Genomic DNA, 13,459 nt, shown 5'->3' on the forward strand with positions numbered 1-13,459 from the left:
TTCGTATCCCGAGAAAAGGCTCACCTCAGTTTCCTAAGGCCCAACGATGTGTATAGCTTGCGAATCCCAACAATAAGCGGGCTTCTGGGCGCATATTCCAGAAGAGTCTGCCCACGAAACCATGCCCGATCCACGGTTTTCCGGTCATACGGTAAAAACCCCGAAATAGGGTTTCGCGGCCCAAAACGCTGCCAGGTATTCGCCAGTTCTCGTTCCGCGTCCCGTCCGGTTGCCTCAGCACGAACCTTGTTAAGCCAGATATGAACCTTGGCAGTATCACGAAGCGTACAGGCACCTTCATGCATTTGGTCATACGCACGGATCGTTCGAGGGATACCGATAATATCGGCGTTTCCCAGTAATACAATATGATCCGCCATTTCAAGAGCCGTTATAGCAGCACCATTGCGGCGGGGACCAGCCTGCGCAAAACCAAGCTCGGCATCTGACTCAAGACATGCTGCTGTGTCAAGAATAATGACATCATAGCGATGCGCAAGCCACTTTATACTATCGCGGAGCGCACGCGTTCGCAGCTCAGGCCAGCGATCGGGACGAGTTATACCGCTCAAAAAATCAAGATAATACTTTCCCACCCGCAGAGTGCTAATTGCCTCATCGCTAATCTGGGTGTCAAGCTGCCCACGCTCGATAAAATGACACAGCTGTGCGATACCAGAATAATCATCTAGAAGACCTAAAAGAGGACTTAATGAGGGGTTATAGGTATCGGCATCGACTAAGCATACACGCATCCCCTCAGCGGCAGCGCAGTTCGCTAGGTTAAGCGCTAAAGTGCTACGCCCCGGCGCTCCCCCTGTGCCCCAAACGGCAACAATAGTTCCTCGGTTTCCAGCTTCTACAGTGTCGTCTATTTGAGGCGCAGAAAACTGTGGATAGTATTGTCGGGGCGAATCTCTACGTTCGTTCAGAGTTGGCTGCTGCATATTACTTTCAAAGTGAGCAGAGGCTTCGTAACCTTCCTGAAGCTGCGACGCTTTTAATTGCTCTTGCGAAGGGCAAGACAATGGAAAATCCATGCTGCTTTGTTCAGTCTGGCTTCTATTCGGGTTTACTAGAGCATAGCCGTATCCAGAAGTATCGGGATGCAGGTATTCTCCTGACCCGTTGTAGAGATTCTGCGTATCATATCCGTAGTGTCCGGAATATCCCGAGTCGTACCCATACCCGTTCTCCGCTTTTTGAGGAGTTATGCCGAGTTCCTGTTCAGGCTCAGCAGATGCCTCATCAAGTAGTTTTTCCACTACCGCTGGCAGTTGATGCGGTTCCGTATCTGTTGCAAGAGGCATAACAAGATCCGGAAGCGGAGTATCTTCAGGAACCAAAGCAATAAATTTTACATCTGCTTCGTCCAGTTCGTGCAGAATAGATACGGTAGCTTCCTGGGGCAGACCCACGCTGAGGATAGCACACGCTATTCCGGCGTGGGCATAGCCTAAAGCATCCGCAAAAGTATGAGCGCTTCGAGCAACGCTAACACGCCCCCGTTGAGATTCGATAGCGTTCAGGATGGTACCGTCGTCTCCTAAAAGTACCAGAGGGATATTATGGATCACTTAGTTCCCCTCAGATTTATATTCAATAGGCACAAGGGTAACTTTTGTCTCTGATGACATGGCATGCAGAATGTCCGGCAGCTTTTCGGATTCTATCCAAAGCTGTACATTGGCATGCCCGTTCGCACCCAAAACCCCTTCATCAACCGCAATAGTTGATATTTCTGCATTCTGAACAAGAGGTTTTTGTTCAGACTCAATATCCTCGTTTTTGCCTTCGCCCTCAGGCACTTTCTGCTTTTCCTTACCGGAGGAGATGACCCAGATATCCACACGTTCGCCAGCTTTAAAAGTAGAAGCTATTCCACGATCAAGGGTTACCGTAACAAGCCGTCTGCGCTCCTGGATATTCTCGTTTGCAGATGCCGAGCTAATAAGCTCCCCCGCAGGAATTTGCCGCACAGCGATATACTTTCCTGATTCAAGTTGCTCACGTGAAAGATAGCGATCTTTACTATCACCCAGATTAACCTGTTTTTCAATCAGCATATCTGGAGTAATCTTTTGCCCAATAGAAATATCATTCTTCGCAGTGTAATATGTATAAGTCTGATTATTAATTCTAATAATTCCAATCACTCCCGCTATTGAAATCAGAATTAAGATAAGACCAACAATAAGCTTCGGGTCTTTAAAACCCGGCTTGTGCATACGCATACTACTTTCTTCAGATTGATGCATATTCGTTCTGGAGATTTTATTATGCTTCACTGCATAGACCTTTCATCCGGAAGTGTCGCTACCCTAGCGGTTTGTAGCTGTTTTCTGCGCTTTCATCAGGGAGCAAGCGCCTAAATTATATAGCACCACACTGCACACCTTGAAAGCAATTATTACAATTTTGAGCGCGGTATCATCTCTTTGTGTGCATAATATCTAAACTACAAACCTATGAATATGAGATGTGCAGCTAGATAATTTTTTCAGGCTTATGTACATAAATAAGCTGGCATAAGCCTATTTAGTAGACTATACTGAAACTACACATTAGCTGCTCCCCAAGAGCACAAAGGGACCCAAAGACTCTGTAGCGGAAGGATTTTTTACCATGTCTGCACCACGTTTTTTGACACTCAGCGATGTCGCCGAAGAGTTGCAGGTGTCGTTGAGCCAGGTACGAGCACTCGTTCGTAGCGGTGAACTACCAGCAATTCAAATTGGTGGTCGCAACCAATGGCGTATTGAGCGCACACGCTTCGAAGAGTACATTAACGAACGCCACGAGCAGACACTAGAAGCCATCGCCTCCGGCAAAATGACGAAAATCAAAGCCAACTAATTGACCGTCACAATAGCACATATACGGGATGTGGGGATTATCCTCACACCCCGTTCTTTATATGCCAGCGCATTGGAGTATGCGGAATAAGGTTCGCATGGAGCTAACGCCATTTCGATAAAATCTGCCCCAACTCGTGCGATAACACCTTCAAACATCGTGTTTACTGGGGAAGCACAAGATAACCGCACAGGCTCTTGGGCCATCATCAAGGCATAGCAGGCGTCGGACATACTAAACCTGTAGGCACGGGCCTGCACATCAACCTTGACCTCTGCCGCCTGACTCTCGCTTTCCCACCACAGGATGCTCGATTCTGGAATAAGGATATTCTCTCGTCCTGTGCTTATCTGAATCCATCCTTGACCAATCGCTTCAAGATACCCTTCACGAACCATCCCGTCCGTACCATTGACTTTTACCCTGCTCCCATGTTGAGCCGCGCATCGCTCACGCATGGTTACCGCCATATACTCCATGCGGGCACGTCGCTGTGCCTGGTTCTCAAGAGCCCGGAGCTGCTCCGCTTCAAACTGTATGTCTAAATCTCGAAATAATCGTTGCATTCTCATGCTATGAGCCTACTGCATTCTAAGGTTTTGAGGCACATTGTACCCCGCACAGAACCCTGGAAAATCAGTATTTCCCCGAGAATTATTACTAAATGATTAAGATTTTGCCCCTCAGATTTACATCAACCATGTAGGCACGGTAAACATAACATATAAGAACATCAACGACTACCAACGCCAAGGGGGAATACGATGAAGTCACAAGCTCAGATGAGCGTCCTTGATGGAGTGCTCAGCATCGGCGTTCCCACGCTATCCGTTCTCTCAGGGGCGCTAGCGCATAGTGTTCGCGTTATATCTGTATCTTTGACGGGTTTGGAAAACGCTATGATGATGAGCGTTGAAGTCCTCTCTGCAGCCGTCATGCTCTGGTGGGCTCTTGGCGTTATCCTCGGTGTTGGATACCTTCTGAAAGTCAGAGCCGGTTCCATACACCTGCACCACCGTGAGGATCGTGGAACTTTTCTGCTCCCCCGGTATATACGCAACACTATTCTTACTCTAGGCGGTGCAGCATTAGGTCTTAGCGCGGCATTTGCACCTGCACAGGCCGCAGATGCGCATCCGAATATCAGCAGCCCTGCAATATCTGCGCCGTCTCAGCTTTCGGCTTCCCCTGCTGCCCACTCGGCTTCGTCGTCAGAGGCATCTGTGGAAAATTCTACGCCCAGCACGGAGGCGAATGCTTCACCGCAGGAGTCAGCCGCAGGAACCCCTCAAGGGGTACCGTCTCAGAACTCTCCGTTCTACCAGGCTGCTGCCTCATCTCCGCAGGTTACTGGGGCGGCCTCCGCTTCTCCTCATGAGTATTCTGAGAGCCCGGCAGTACCCGTTAAAAAGCACCAGCAGCAGCGTCCAAGTCTTTCACCCTACGCGCAGCCCTATGGTACACCGCCGCCATACATATCTGCCGAACCGGCGGTTCCTTCAACAACCCAGCCTCAAGCAGAACATCAGAGTTTGAGCCCGTTCTTCGGCGGCCAACGAGAAGGCGCACCTTCCAGAGAGGTAGCACCAGCATCTCGAAACCACACTACGCGTTCCAGCCACCAAGTTGTTGTGGGTGATTCTCTCTGGTCCATTGCCTGCCACGAGCTGAGCGACGATGCCTCTCCTCCGGAGATTCTGGAATACTCCCTGAGAATTCACGCTGCCAACCTGGACGTTATGGGGGATAACCCCAATATCCTATATCCGGGTCAAACTCTCACATTGCCTGACCGATAAGTACGCTATTTTTCTTCTCGACCGATATGCCCAACCACTATGCAAAGGAGCTAAATCATGACCGCTATCAATATTTCTCTTCACGATCTCTCCAAGAAGATCGAGAGCCATCTTCTCGAAGAAGCAGCCGCCAGAGCGCAACAGGGTGATATTCCCGATGTACCACCATCGACCGCGCCAGGAAATCTTGTCCAATCACAATATGGAGTAGTCCTCTCCCCGATCAATATGTACGCTCAAGATCAACAGAATAGAGAATCTCACCATATGTTGCCACAGAACACTGCTGTTAGGGCACGCATTCGTTCCCGGAAAAGTGCATCTCACGGGCGACCTCTTAAGCGCTCCGATTCTGGAACCCTACGCATTGAGTCGCTTTGCGCAGGCATAGGTTTAGCGGTTCTTGAGGTTCTTATGAAAAAGCGATCCGCACAGCAGTTCAAACACTGGCTATCACCCGAATGCTTCACGGCGTTGGAACAGCGCCGTTCCTCACAAGAGCAACATGCTAGTTATCTCGCTTTTACCAAGACCCCGCACGTAGCGCGGAGCCGTGCTCAAAGACTTAATGACGAGACATATGAGGCATGTATTATTCTCACGGACGGTGTTGTAACCAGGGCTATGGCAATGCGGGTGCAGGCTCGCTACGGCGGGTGGTATATTACTGCACTGCACTTTATCTAAACCGCATAACCAGATGTGGGCACCCCAAGCTTTTGGGAGTGCCCACATGCATAATAAAAATAGTGAAGAAGCTGCTAGTCAGCGTTCTCTACACGAACATCGGTGCCACCTTCTTCATTGGGTGCAGAGTACTGCAAGAACTTTGGGCGGCTCGGAGACTGAAGCTGCACCGCCGAGGCCTTGGTTCGCTGCTTCGACAAATCCAAATTGAAGAGGTAACTAACGGTCTCTTCACGAATAGCATCAAGCATAGCCTGGTACATGCTGTAGCCCTCACGCTGGTATTCCACTAGGGGGTCGCGTTGTGCCATCGCACGTAGTCCGATGCCTTCTTTCAGGTAGTCCATCTCGTACAGATGTTCAGGCCAGCGTTCTCCAATAGTCGAGAGCATTACACGACGCTCAATCTCACGCATAGAATCTTCGCCTACAGATTCTTCGCGTTCATCGTAGACAAGATGCGCGTCTGCAAGGATCTCTTTGACTATCTGGTCGCGAGTAATCTGGGTTCGATCCCCGGCGTCTTCCGCCAGGTCGTCGGCGGTAATACTGACGGGATAGATGCTCTCAAGAGCCTCCCACAGGTCGTCAAGGTCCCAATCTTCTGCGTGCCCTTCGCTGACACGTTCGTCAATGGCGGTCGTCAAGACCTCGTCCACGAAACCAGAGATCTGTTCCTTGAGATCGTCGCCGTGCAGAATCAGAGAACGGTCCTTATAGATGGCTTCACGCTGACGGTTAAGAACATCATCGTATTTCAGCACGTTCTTACGCTGTTCTGCGTTACGTGACTCAACGTTTGATTGCGCAGTCGCGATAGCACGTGTCACCAACTTCGAATCTAGAGAAGAATCTTCCGGAGCCATCGCCATGAGGCGGGTTGCAGCGCCGGTATTAAACAGGCGCATAAGTTCGTCAGTGAGTGAAAGGTAGAACCGGGACTCGCCAGGGTCACCCTGACGGCCAGAACGACCACGCAGCTGGTTATCGATGCGGCGCGACTCATGGCGTTCGGTGCCTAGCACATAAAGACCACCAAGTTCCGTTACCTCATCGTGCTCGGCCGCTGCCTCTTCCTCACACTGTTCCAGAATGTCGGGCCAGCGTTTCTCATATGCTTCAGAATCGCGATTCGGGTCAAGACCCAATTCAGCCATCTTGGCGACAGCCTCGAATTCTGGGTTACCACCAAGCATAATATCGGTACCACGACCTGCCATGTTGGTAGCCACCGTTACGGCACCCTTGCGCCCTGCCTGAGCCACGATGTGAGCCTCACGCTCATTGTTCTTGGCGTTCAACACCTCATGGCGCACACCTTCTTTTGCAAGTTGACGCGAGAGGTACTCCGACTTCTCAACGCTCGTCGTACCCACCAGAATAGGCTGTCCCTTTTCATGGCGTTTCTTAATGTCTTTAACAACGGCTTTGAACTTGGCTACCTCGTTACGGTACACCTTATCCGGGTTGTCAATACGCTGCACATCCTTATTCGTGGGAATAGCAACAACACCCAGCTCGTAGGTGCTCATAAATTCAGAAGCCTCAGTCTCCGCAGTACCAGTCATGCCGGAAAGCTTATCGTACATACGGAAATAGTTCTGCAAGGTTACGGTTGCCATCGTCTGGTTTTCAGGCTTAATTTCGACGCCTTCTTTAGCCTCAATAGCCTGATGGATGCCATCGTTATAGCGGCGTCCAGGAAGAATACGACCAGTGTGCTCATCCACGATCAGGACTTCACCGTCGATCACCACATAGTCTTTGTTATTGGTAAACAGCTCTTTCGCTTTGATGGAGTTATTTAAGAAACCAATAAGTGGAGTATTCCTGGATTCGTACAGATTCTTAATACCCAAATGGTCTTCAACTTTATCGATGCCAGATTCGAGAATACCGACGGTGCGTTTTTTCTCGTCTACCTCGTAATCTTCATCTTCTTTAAGAACGTTTTTTGCGATGCGCGCGAATTCACCGTACCAACGGTTCGCTTCACCTGCAGCTGGTCCCGAGATAATAAGGGGGGTACGCGCCTCATCAATCAAGATCGAATCGACCTCATCAATAATGGCAAAGTTATGCCCGCGCTGTACCTGCTCGTCAACGGTCCATGCCATATTGTCACGCAGGTAATCGAAGCCAAACTCATTATTCGTACCGTAGGTAATATCGGCTTCATACTGTTTACGGCGTTGGTCCGGGTCCATCGACGAGAGAATCACGCCAGATTCCATACCAAGGAACCGGTAGACACGACCCATCAGATTCGCCTGATATTCAGCAAGGTAATCATTCACCGTTACCACGTGCACACCTTTGCCACTGAGTGCGTTTAGGTATGCGGGCAGAGTTGCGACAAGAGTTTTACCCTCACCGGTTTTCATCTCAGCGATATTTCCCAAATGCAGGGCAGCTCCGCCCATAACCTGAACCTTGTAGTGACGTTTTCCAAGGGTACGCTTAGATGCTTCCCGGACAACAGCGAAGGCTTCAGGAAGCATAATATCCAGGGATTCGCCGTCCTCAATTCGGGCACGGAACTTATCGGTCTCGCCGCGAAGCTCGGCATCGGTCATAGACGCAAAACTATCCTCAAGCGAATCGACCGCCGCGCTATACGCTTCTAACTGTCGAAGAATTTTTTTATCGCCAGTGCGGAGGATTTTCTCTAAGAAAGATGCCACTGAGCTTCTACTCCTTGTTGTCTTCGTCCCCTCATGAGGGCGACACAAAATGCGCCCACGGCTTGAGGCTTTCCTAACTATTGTAGGGCAGAGGTATCCATCTGACAGTCACAGTCCTCATTTTTACGCTCTGCGCGGGTAGAAATAATAATTATTTTCCTCACAGGAATATAGCAGAACCCGAAACACTCGCTAGAAAGAAAGCATTTCGGGTTCTAAATCTAAATGAGTATTAATAATGAGGAGTGTCGTCTACTCTTCGGTGAGAGTGATAATACCGTAGCTCCATCCTTTACGGCGATATGCGGCTGCCGGTGCTCCTGTTTCTTTGTCAATATAAAGGTAGAAGTCATGACCAACGAGCTCCATACGATCCACGGCTTCTGCCGGAGTCAGCTTTTCACCTACAAAACTCTTGTGACGAATCTCAATTGGTGAAGCTGCTTCATCGACGAGGGTAACCTCGCTATTGTCGAAGGCTGCTTCTTCAACAGGAACATCGGGTAGCAAAATTTCCGTAATCGTCTCGGTAACCGTAGGAAGCGATCCTGTAGCATCTGCGACAGAAACAGGATGCTTACCACCATGTTTGCGTAGCTTACGACGATCACGTGCTCGACGCAGGCGTTCCAAGAGCTTTCCATAAGTCTCATCAAAGACCGCAAATTTATCATGTCCTTGGGCTTCTGCACGAAGCACCGGTCCACGTCCAACAACGGTAATCTCAACACGAATTGACTCGCCACCAAGATGGCCATCTTTAGTAACTTTGACGTCGATATCGCTCACGTTGTCGCCAAGCTGCTCGAACTTTTCGACCTTCTCTTCGACATATTCACGAAGACGATCCGAAATCTTGATATTACGTCCGTAGATGTTGACTTCCACGATATTTCCCTCCAAAGTGTGGGGGTTATGCACCGTACTCGGTTGAGTTCGATACCGGGAGCCCGTCCTTGAGGCTCCTTGTCATTATTTTATTACATTCTTATGGTGCATGTCACCGGAAATGACAATTATTTTCGTAGTACGAACACTGTGTATCAAAACGCAGAATAGCCTTAGTCCGGGTGTACCATAAGGGCTTCCTCGTCCACTTTTTTCTGCATCGACACAGCAGCTACACAGGCTGCTCCCAGAACTCTCGCGCCACCCTGGTGCAAGACTCGTGATGCTTCAAACACGGTGGCACCGGTAGTCATCACATCATCGCACACAATGCACAGTGCCCCAGCTACACTTGCTCTGGGTGACACCCGCATCGCTCCCTCCATACGCTGGGCTCGCGCGCTAACTCCGAGCGTTTTCTGTCCTGCTGTATTCGGCCTTATTAAACGCTGGTATATGTTTTCTTTTTCTAAACTCAAGATATGATGTGTCTTCACCCGCACTTTACGTCTGTACAGAGCTACAGAACGATTAAGCTCGTGTTCTACCTGTCGCGCAAGCAACTCAGCCGGTACGTAACCACGACGCTGCACGCTACGTTGTGATGAAGGGGCGGGTATCAATAGGATGCGCGTTCCTGCGGGAACTTGCGCACGGTCAATAATCGTTGCCACGGCCCTGCCCAATGCGCGCGCTAGTTCGGGAACCGCATCAGTGCGGCCCGCATTCTTCATGGAAAGGATCACATGCGCGAGTGTTTTCTCATAGATACCTGCTGCAACCGCTCCCGGTACGGGGTGCTGCAGCACAGGAGTGTGCACGGCGGAGGTTTGTTTTCTCAGTGAAGTCTCGCACCGAGTACATAAAGCCCGGCGAGTACCGGCAGCATCTAAAAGCGCCGTACCGCCTACACCGCATCCGACACATGTTGCCGGAAAGAACAGCTCCCACACTGCGTAAAGAGCCTTTTTACCTCTCTTTCGAGGTGTTTTATCCATTGCTCTTTTATCCTGCGTACGTAATCTCACTCAGCGATCCGCTTATGAGTTTCCAACCGCGGTCTTCCAGAAGATAGCACTCTCCCGTATCGACATGCCCAATAATATGACCGCTGTCCCCTGCTGCAGACATAGAGCGCAGTCCCTCCAACCGATCCAGCTTTGTCTCCTCACTGTTGAGAGAGGTTAGTTCTGCTTCCCCTGTGGTGGTGTTGACGACGGCAAGGGTCTGTTCTCCCGCCCAATCTACACAATGGGGAGATACAGAGGCGTTAACCCGCACTAATTCGGTAAAGCTACGCGGTTTGCCACTCTCATCACGTATAATCCCTGAAATAACTAGCATTGACGCATTATCTCGCGTGGTGATAAACGCGCCCCGAGTGCCGTCCCGTGAAATTTTAAGAGAGTTAAAAACGAGACCATTTTGCCAGGGAACAGAGATGTTAATGCCTTTTTCTCTTTCCTCAACGCTATCGGATGCCGGGTTAAAGGCGCGTACTGTTCCGCTATGATCGGTGGCCCATACCCATCCATAATGGTCAATGCTGGGGCGAGATAAGTCGCGTGTTTCCCAAACTTTTGAGGAATTTGTATCGCGCACTGTATAAAGCTTTTTACGCCCCTCGCTTAAGTAAGCGTAGGTAGTGCCGTCATATCCGATAGTTGGCGCCGAAGGATCCTTAATTTTTTCCACTAGCGTGCGCTGCGAATCCCCAGCATCAAAATCACGCTGAGTTACTAAACGGTCTTCATTAAGCGCCACAATTCTAGTATTAGACTGCGTCACCAAAGGTATTTCATGAAATCCTTCGGGCTTATCTGATGATGAAATTTCGTGGCCGTTATAGCAGAAAACTACAGTCTCAATACCCGTAAAATTGCTGGCAAGATGCACAATCTGCTGGCGTAAACGTGCTAATTGAAGTTCATCTGTAGATTCGCCTCCAAAATCAACCTTTATCGTATGTTTTTCAGCGTCAAAGTTAGCACCATTAACTTTCATGGACTCATAAGTCGCTGAGAAGACAGATTCCTTGAGATAATTTGCTGGTCCCATGATTAGGGTTTGAGCCAGCGTTTTAAAAATTTCATCGCTACGTGCGAACCAGCGTAAATCTGGCACCGCGTAGGTATAGCTAGGATCGTAGTAATACAGACGGTAGGATTTGAAAGAACGGTCAAATTCACTACCGTCTATCCACAACCCGTTGGGGCAGTTACGTATGCGCCACTCACCGCCCTCCTGAATCATCTCGAACGTTTCCGGAGTTGGTGCAGGAGCGTTGATAAAGGAAGTAACTAAACCTCGCTCATCCACACGAGCAGTTTGCTTAATCGAAACCTTATAAATATTATCCTCGCCACGAGTGATACGCGCGGTCTCAGAATATATACGGGTCTGAACCTCTGGAACCCATTGTTGAGCAAACTCTGTCGTTAAGTACTGGCGAGCCACTCCGTAATTATCGGAGCTATCAACACCAGCACGCAGAAAGCCTTCAATAATGCCTTCCGGAGTTCCGCCAACCTGAGGACTCATAGCATGGATTGCAGACTTTCTATCGTCTGCATTATCCAAAGACTCTGAATACTTTTGAATACCCTTGGGATCTGGCAATCCAGAGCATGCCTGCACCAATAAAGCAATACTTCCGACTCCGCCCAGAAGCATCGTGCGGCGTGAAAGAGTGGGCAGGGTCTCTGACAGCGTCTGTTTGTGCGAAGAGTTTTGAAATATTCTGCGCATTATATCTGTCCTTCAGACGCATCATCTTGAGTTTCATGACGGGTTTTACGCAATGATGTCGAAAGAGTATCGCCCGCAAGAGCGCTGTGAGCATATGCCTCTGGCTCAGGTTCTCCGGTAATCAAGACCGGGGAAGGACCGAGCTCTCCCCCCTGAACAAGCGGCAAGTTCATCGTGAAGCAGGCGCCTTTTCCTTTTATGCCCCAAGCCTCAATACGCCCACCGTGCAAACGTACATCCTCGGCGGTAATAGACAAGCCCAACTCAGTACCCCCTAGAGTACGTTTGCGTGAGGTATCTGCACACCAGAAGCGGTTGAAGACCTGTGCTGCTTCCTCCTCACTCAAACCGATGCCATGATCGCGTACCGCCACACCCAAGTTTGTTGCATTCGTGGCGATGTAAATATCGACGGGCTTGGATTCACCATGCTCAATAGCGTTAAAGAGGAGGTTACGCAAAACACGTTCAATACGAACCCTATCGATATCAATATCAATATGCGCCTGCTCAGAATGCACAATAAGCCTGGTCCCGGTACGTTCCAGATGCGGAATAACCTCGACCAAAACATCGTTAAGAACACTCATAAAGTCTTCAGCGTCGATGTTCAAAACGGCGCTGCCTGCATCAAAACGCGAAATCTCCAGAAGGTCAGAAAGCAAGGCTTGGAAGCGATCCACCTGGTTATGCATAAGCTCCACACTGCGCGACTGCACAGGATTGAGGGTGTCACGCGAGTCATAAAGGAGTTCGCTGCTCAGACGTACCGTCGACAACGGTGTACGCAGCTCATGCGACACGTCCGAGACGAATCGCTGCTGCAGCGTCGATAGTCTCTCCAGCTGTGTAATCTGATCCTGCAGGCTATCCGCCATTTTGTTAAAGGAAATTCCTAATCGCGCAGCCTGATGTTTACCACGAATGTTAACGCGGCGGTTTAGGTCACCGGCAGCAAGTTTCTCTGCTGTAATAGCGGTCGAAGTGATCGGGCGTACCACTAAGCGAGTGACAAACCACACAATTGAAAGTACTAGAATCAGCAACACTGTGAATCCAGTACTTAACACAACATTGATATACGTAATGGTCGATTCAGACTCGCTTAAGTCGTACACCATAAACAGCCCATAATTGGGGTTCTGAGGAATGGATACACTCGTTCCAATAATCAAGGCCGGGTAAGGCTCACCATTGGATTTTCCAGGTTCTGAAAGCGTCGTTTTCTCCCAAAAAACACCGGGAGAATCCCGCACAGTATCTTTAAAATCTGTGGGTATTACTGAGGCATCTAGAGGCGCGTTATCGCTACTCTGCTCAGGAATAAACCCCTTCTTCGATTGCTGATCCAAGGACACTAAAACCCAGCGCCTCTGAGTATCGCCGCCAGCGTCAAGAACCGTGAGGTTGTGTTTAACAGTACGTCGAACTTCGCTGTCTTCACGCGCACTAATAGGATCCAACACTCTCTGTACAGTCTCAAATCCCTTACTAGTTTCTTCTAACGCCTGGTTCTTTTTATTCTCAAAAAGCGATGTTGCAATCTGGTTAGACAGCGAGGTTCCTACCGCAATAAAAGCAATAAGCATCATGATGCCCGCGCTGGTCACGGACCGAAATTGCAGAGAATGAACCCACAACCGGTGAATTGCGCGGAATGGGTTGAGGGTTCGCTTTTTCCGGGGCTTAGACTTAGCGTCCAAGTCCCGACTATCGGAGGCTCCAGAGGTTGCGTCAGGTGTGGGCATAGGCAAAGTTACTTTCCAGACATGAAGATGCGCATAGCGGACTGAAATA

11 protein-coding genes are annotated in these 13,459 nt (G+C 49.6%); 3 read left to right on the forward strand and 8 right to left on the reverse strand.

Annotated elements, in window-relative coordinates:
• Positions 1-20 precede the first annotated feature (20 nt).
• Entirely contained in the window at positions 21-1,577 is a 1,557-nt protein-coding gene (locus HMPREF0733_RS00280) for a CpaE/TadZ family protein (protein WP_013397414.1), read from the reverse strand.
• On the reverse strand, positions 1,578-2,258 hold the full coding sequence (locus HMPREF0733_RS00285) for an SAF domain-containing protein (protein ID WP_244864747.1): 681 nt from the start codon (positions 2,256-2,258) through the stop codon (positions 1,578-1,580).
• A gap of 367 nt (positions 2,259-2,625) precedes the next feature.
• Here HMPREF0733_RS00285 and HMPREF0733_RS00290 point away from each other — a divergent pair, with 367 nt between their 5' ends.
• Positions 2,626-2,856 carry a helix-turn-helix domain-containing protein gene (locus HMPREF0733_RS00290; RefSeq protein WP_004005036.1) on the forward strand — a complete coding sequence of 77 codons (231 nt, stop codon included), beginning with the start codon at positions 2,626-2,628 and terminating at the stop codon, positions 2,854-2,856.
• On the opposite strand, the gene HMPREF0733_RS00295 is transcribed toward HMPREF0733_RS00290, so the two are convergent.
• A complete protein-coding gene (locus tag HMPREF0733_RS00295) occupies positions 2,853-3,422 on the reverse strand; it encodes a hypothetical protein (RefSeq protein ID WP_115333633.1) in 570 nt (189 codons plus the stop codon). The two genes, HMPREF0733_RS00290 and HMPREF0733_RS00295, sit on opposite strands and share 4 nt — an antisense overlap.
• A gap of 198 nt (positions 3,423-3,620) precedes the next feature.
• Here HMPREF0733_RS00295 and HMPREF0733_RS00300 point away from each other — a divergent pair, with 198 nt between their 5' ends.
• Positions 3,621-4,655 carry a LysM peptidoglycan-binding domain-containing protein gene (locus HMPREF0733_RS00300; protein WP_013397417.1) on the forward strand — a complete coding sequence of 345 codons (1,035 nt, stop codon included), beginning with the start codon at positions 3,621-3,623 and terminating at the stop codon, positions 4,653-4,655.
• Between the two features lie 57 nt (positions 4,656-4,712).
• Complete coding sequence (locus HMPREF0733_RS00305) at positions 4,713-5,342, forward strand: Rv3235 family protein (RefSeq protein ID WP_013397418.1); 630 nt, start codon at positions 4,713-4,715, stop codon at positions 5,340-5,342.
• A 74-nt stretch (positions 5,343-5,416) separates the two neighbouring features.
• On the opposite strand, the gene secA is transcribed toward HMPREF0733_RS00305, so the two are convergent.
• The 5 genes from secA to mtrB all read right to left on the reverse strand — a co-directional run bounded on the left by secA (position 5,417) and on the right by mtrB (position 13,410).
• Positions 5,417-8,026, reverse strand: a complete 2,610-nt coding sequence (gene secA / locus HMPREF0733_RS00310; RefSeq protein ID WP_013397419.1) for a preprotein translocase subunit SecA — start codon at positions 8,024-8,026, stop codon at positions 5,417-5,419.
• 252 nt (positions 8,027-8,278) lie between these two features.
• Positions 8,279-8,914 (reverse strand): ribosome hibernation-promoting factor, HPF/YfiA family, encoded by a 636-nt coding sequence (hpf, locus tag HMPREF0733_RS00315; RefSeq protein WP_037231053.1) that lies wholly within the window; start codon positions 8,912-8,914, stop codon positions 8,279-8,281.
• 173 nt (positions 8,915-9,087) lie between these two features.
• Positions 9,088-9,735 (reverse strand): ComF family protein, encoded by a 648-nt coding sequence (locus HMPREF0733_RS00320; protein WP_244864749.1) that lies wholly within the window; start codon positions 9,733-9,735, stop codon positions 9,088-9,090.
• A 184-nt stretch (positions 9,736-9,919) separates the two neighbouring features.
• Positions 9,920-11,662, reverse strand: a complete 1,743-nt coding sequence (locus HMPREF0733_RS00325; RefSeq protein ID WP_049775408.1) for an LpqB family beta-propeller domain-containing protein — start codon at positions 11,660-11,662, stop codon at positions 9,920-9,922.
• Positions 11,662-13,410, reverse strand: coding sequence for an MtrAB system histidine kinase MtrB (gene mtrB, locus HMPREF0733_RS00330; RefSeq protein WP_013397423.1), 1,749 nt, complete (start codon positions 13,408-13,410; stop codon positions 11,662-11,664). The genes HMPREF0733_RS00325 and mtrB overlap by 1 nt, the downstream gene beginning before the upstream one ends.
• Positions 13,411-13,459: the final 49 nt, after the last annotated feature.

The organism is Rothia dentocariosa ATCC 17931 (genome assembly GCF_000164695.2).
In the GTDB taxonomy this organism is placed as follows: domain Bacteria; phylum Actinomycetota; class Actinomycetes; order Actinomycetales; family Micrococcaceae; genus Rothia; species Rothia dentocariosa.

Excerpts from the sequence above, each read along its gene's own strand:
- HMPREF0733_RS00285 (WP_244864747.1), bottom strand. The coding sequence starts at position 2,258 with ATGCATCAATCTGAAGAAAGTAGTATGCGTATGCACAAGCCGGGTTTT.
- HMPREF0733_RS00290 (WP_004005036.1), top strand. The coding sequence starts at position 2,626 with ATGTCTGCACCACGTTTTTTGACACTCAGCGATGTCGCCGAAGAGTTG.
- HMPREF0733_RS00295 (WP_115333633.1), bottom strand. The coding sequence starts at position 3,422 with ATGCAACGATTATTTCGAGATTTAGACATACAGTTTGAAGCGGAGCAG.
- HMPREF0733_RS00300 (WP_013397417.1), top strand. The coding sequence starts at position 3,621 with ATGAAGTCACAAGCTCAGATGAGCGTCCTTGATGGAGTGCTCAGCATC.
- HMPREF0733_RS00305 (WP_013397418.1), top strand. The coding sequence starts at position 4,713 with ATGACCGCTATCAATATTTCTCTTCACGATCTCTCCAAGAAGATCGAG.
- HMPREF0733_RS00325 (WP_049775408.1), bottom strand. The coding sequence starts at position 11,662 with ATGCGCAGAATATTTCAAAACTCTTCGCACAAACAGACGCTGTCAGAG.
- mtrB (WP_013397423.1), bottom strand. The coding sequence starts at position 13,410 with ATGCCCACACCTGACGCAACCTCTGGAGCCTCCGATAGTCGGGACTTG.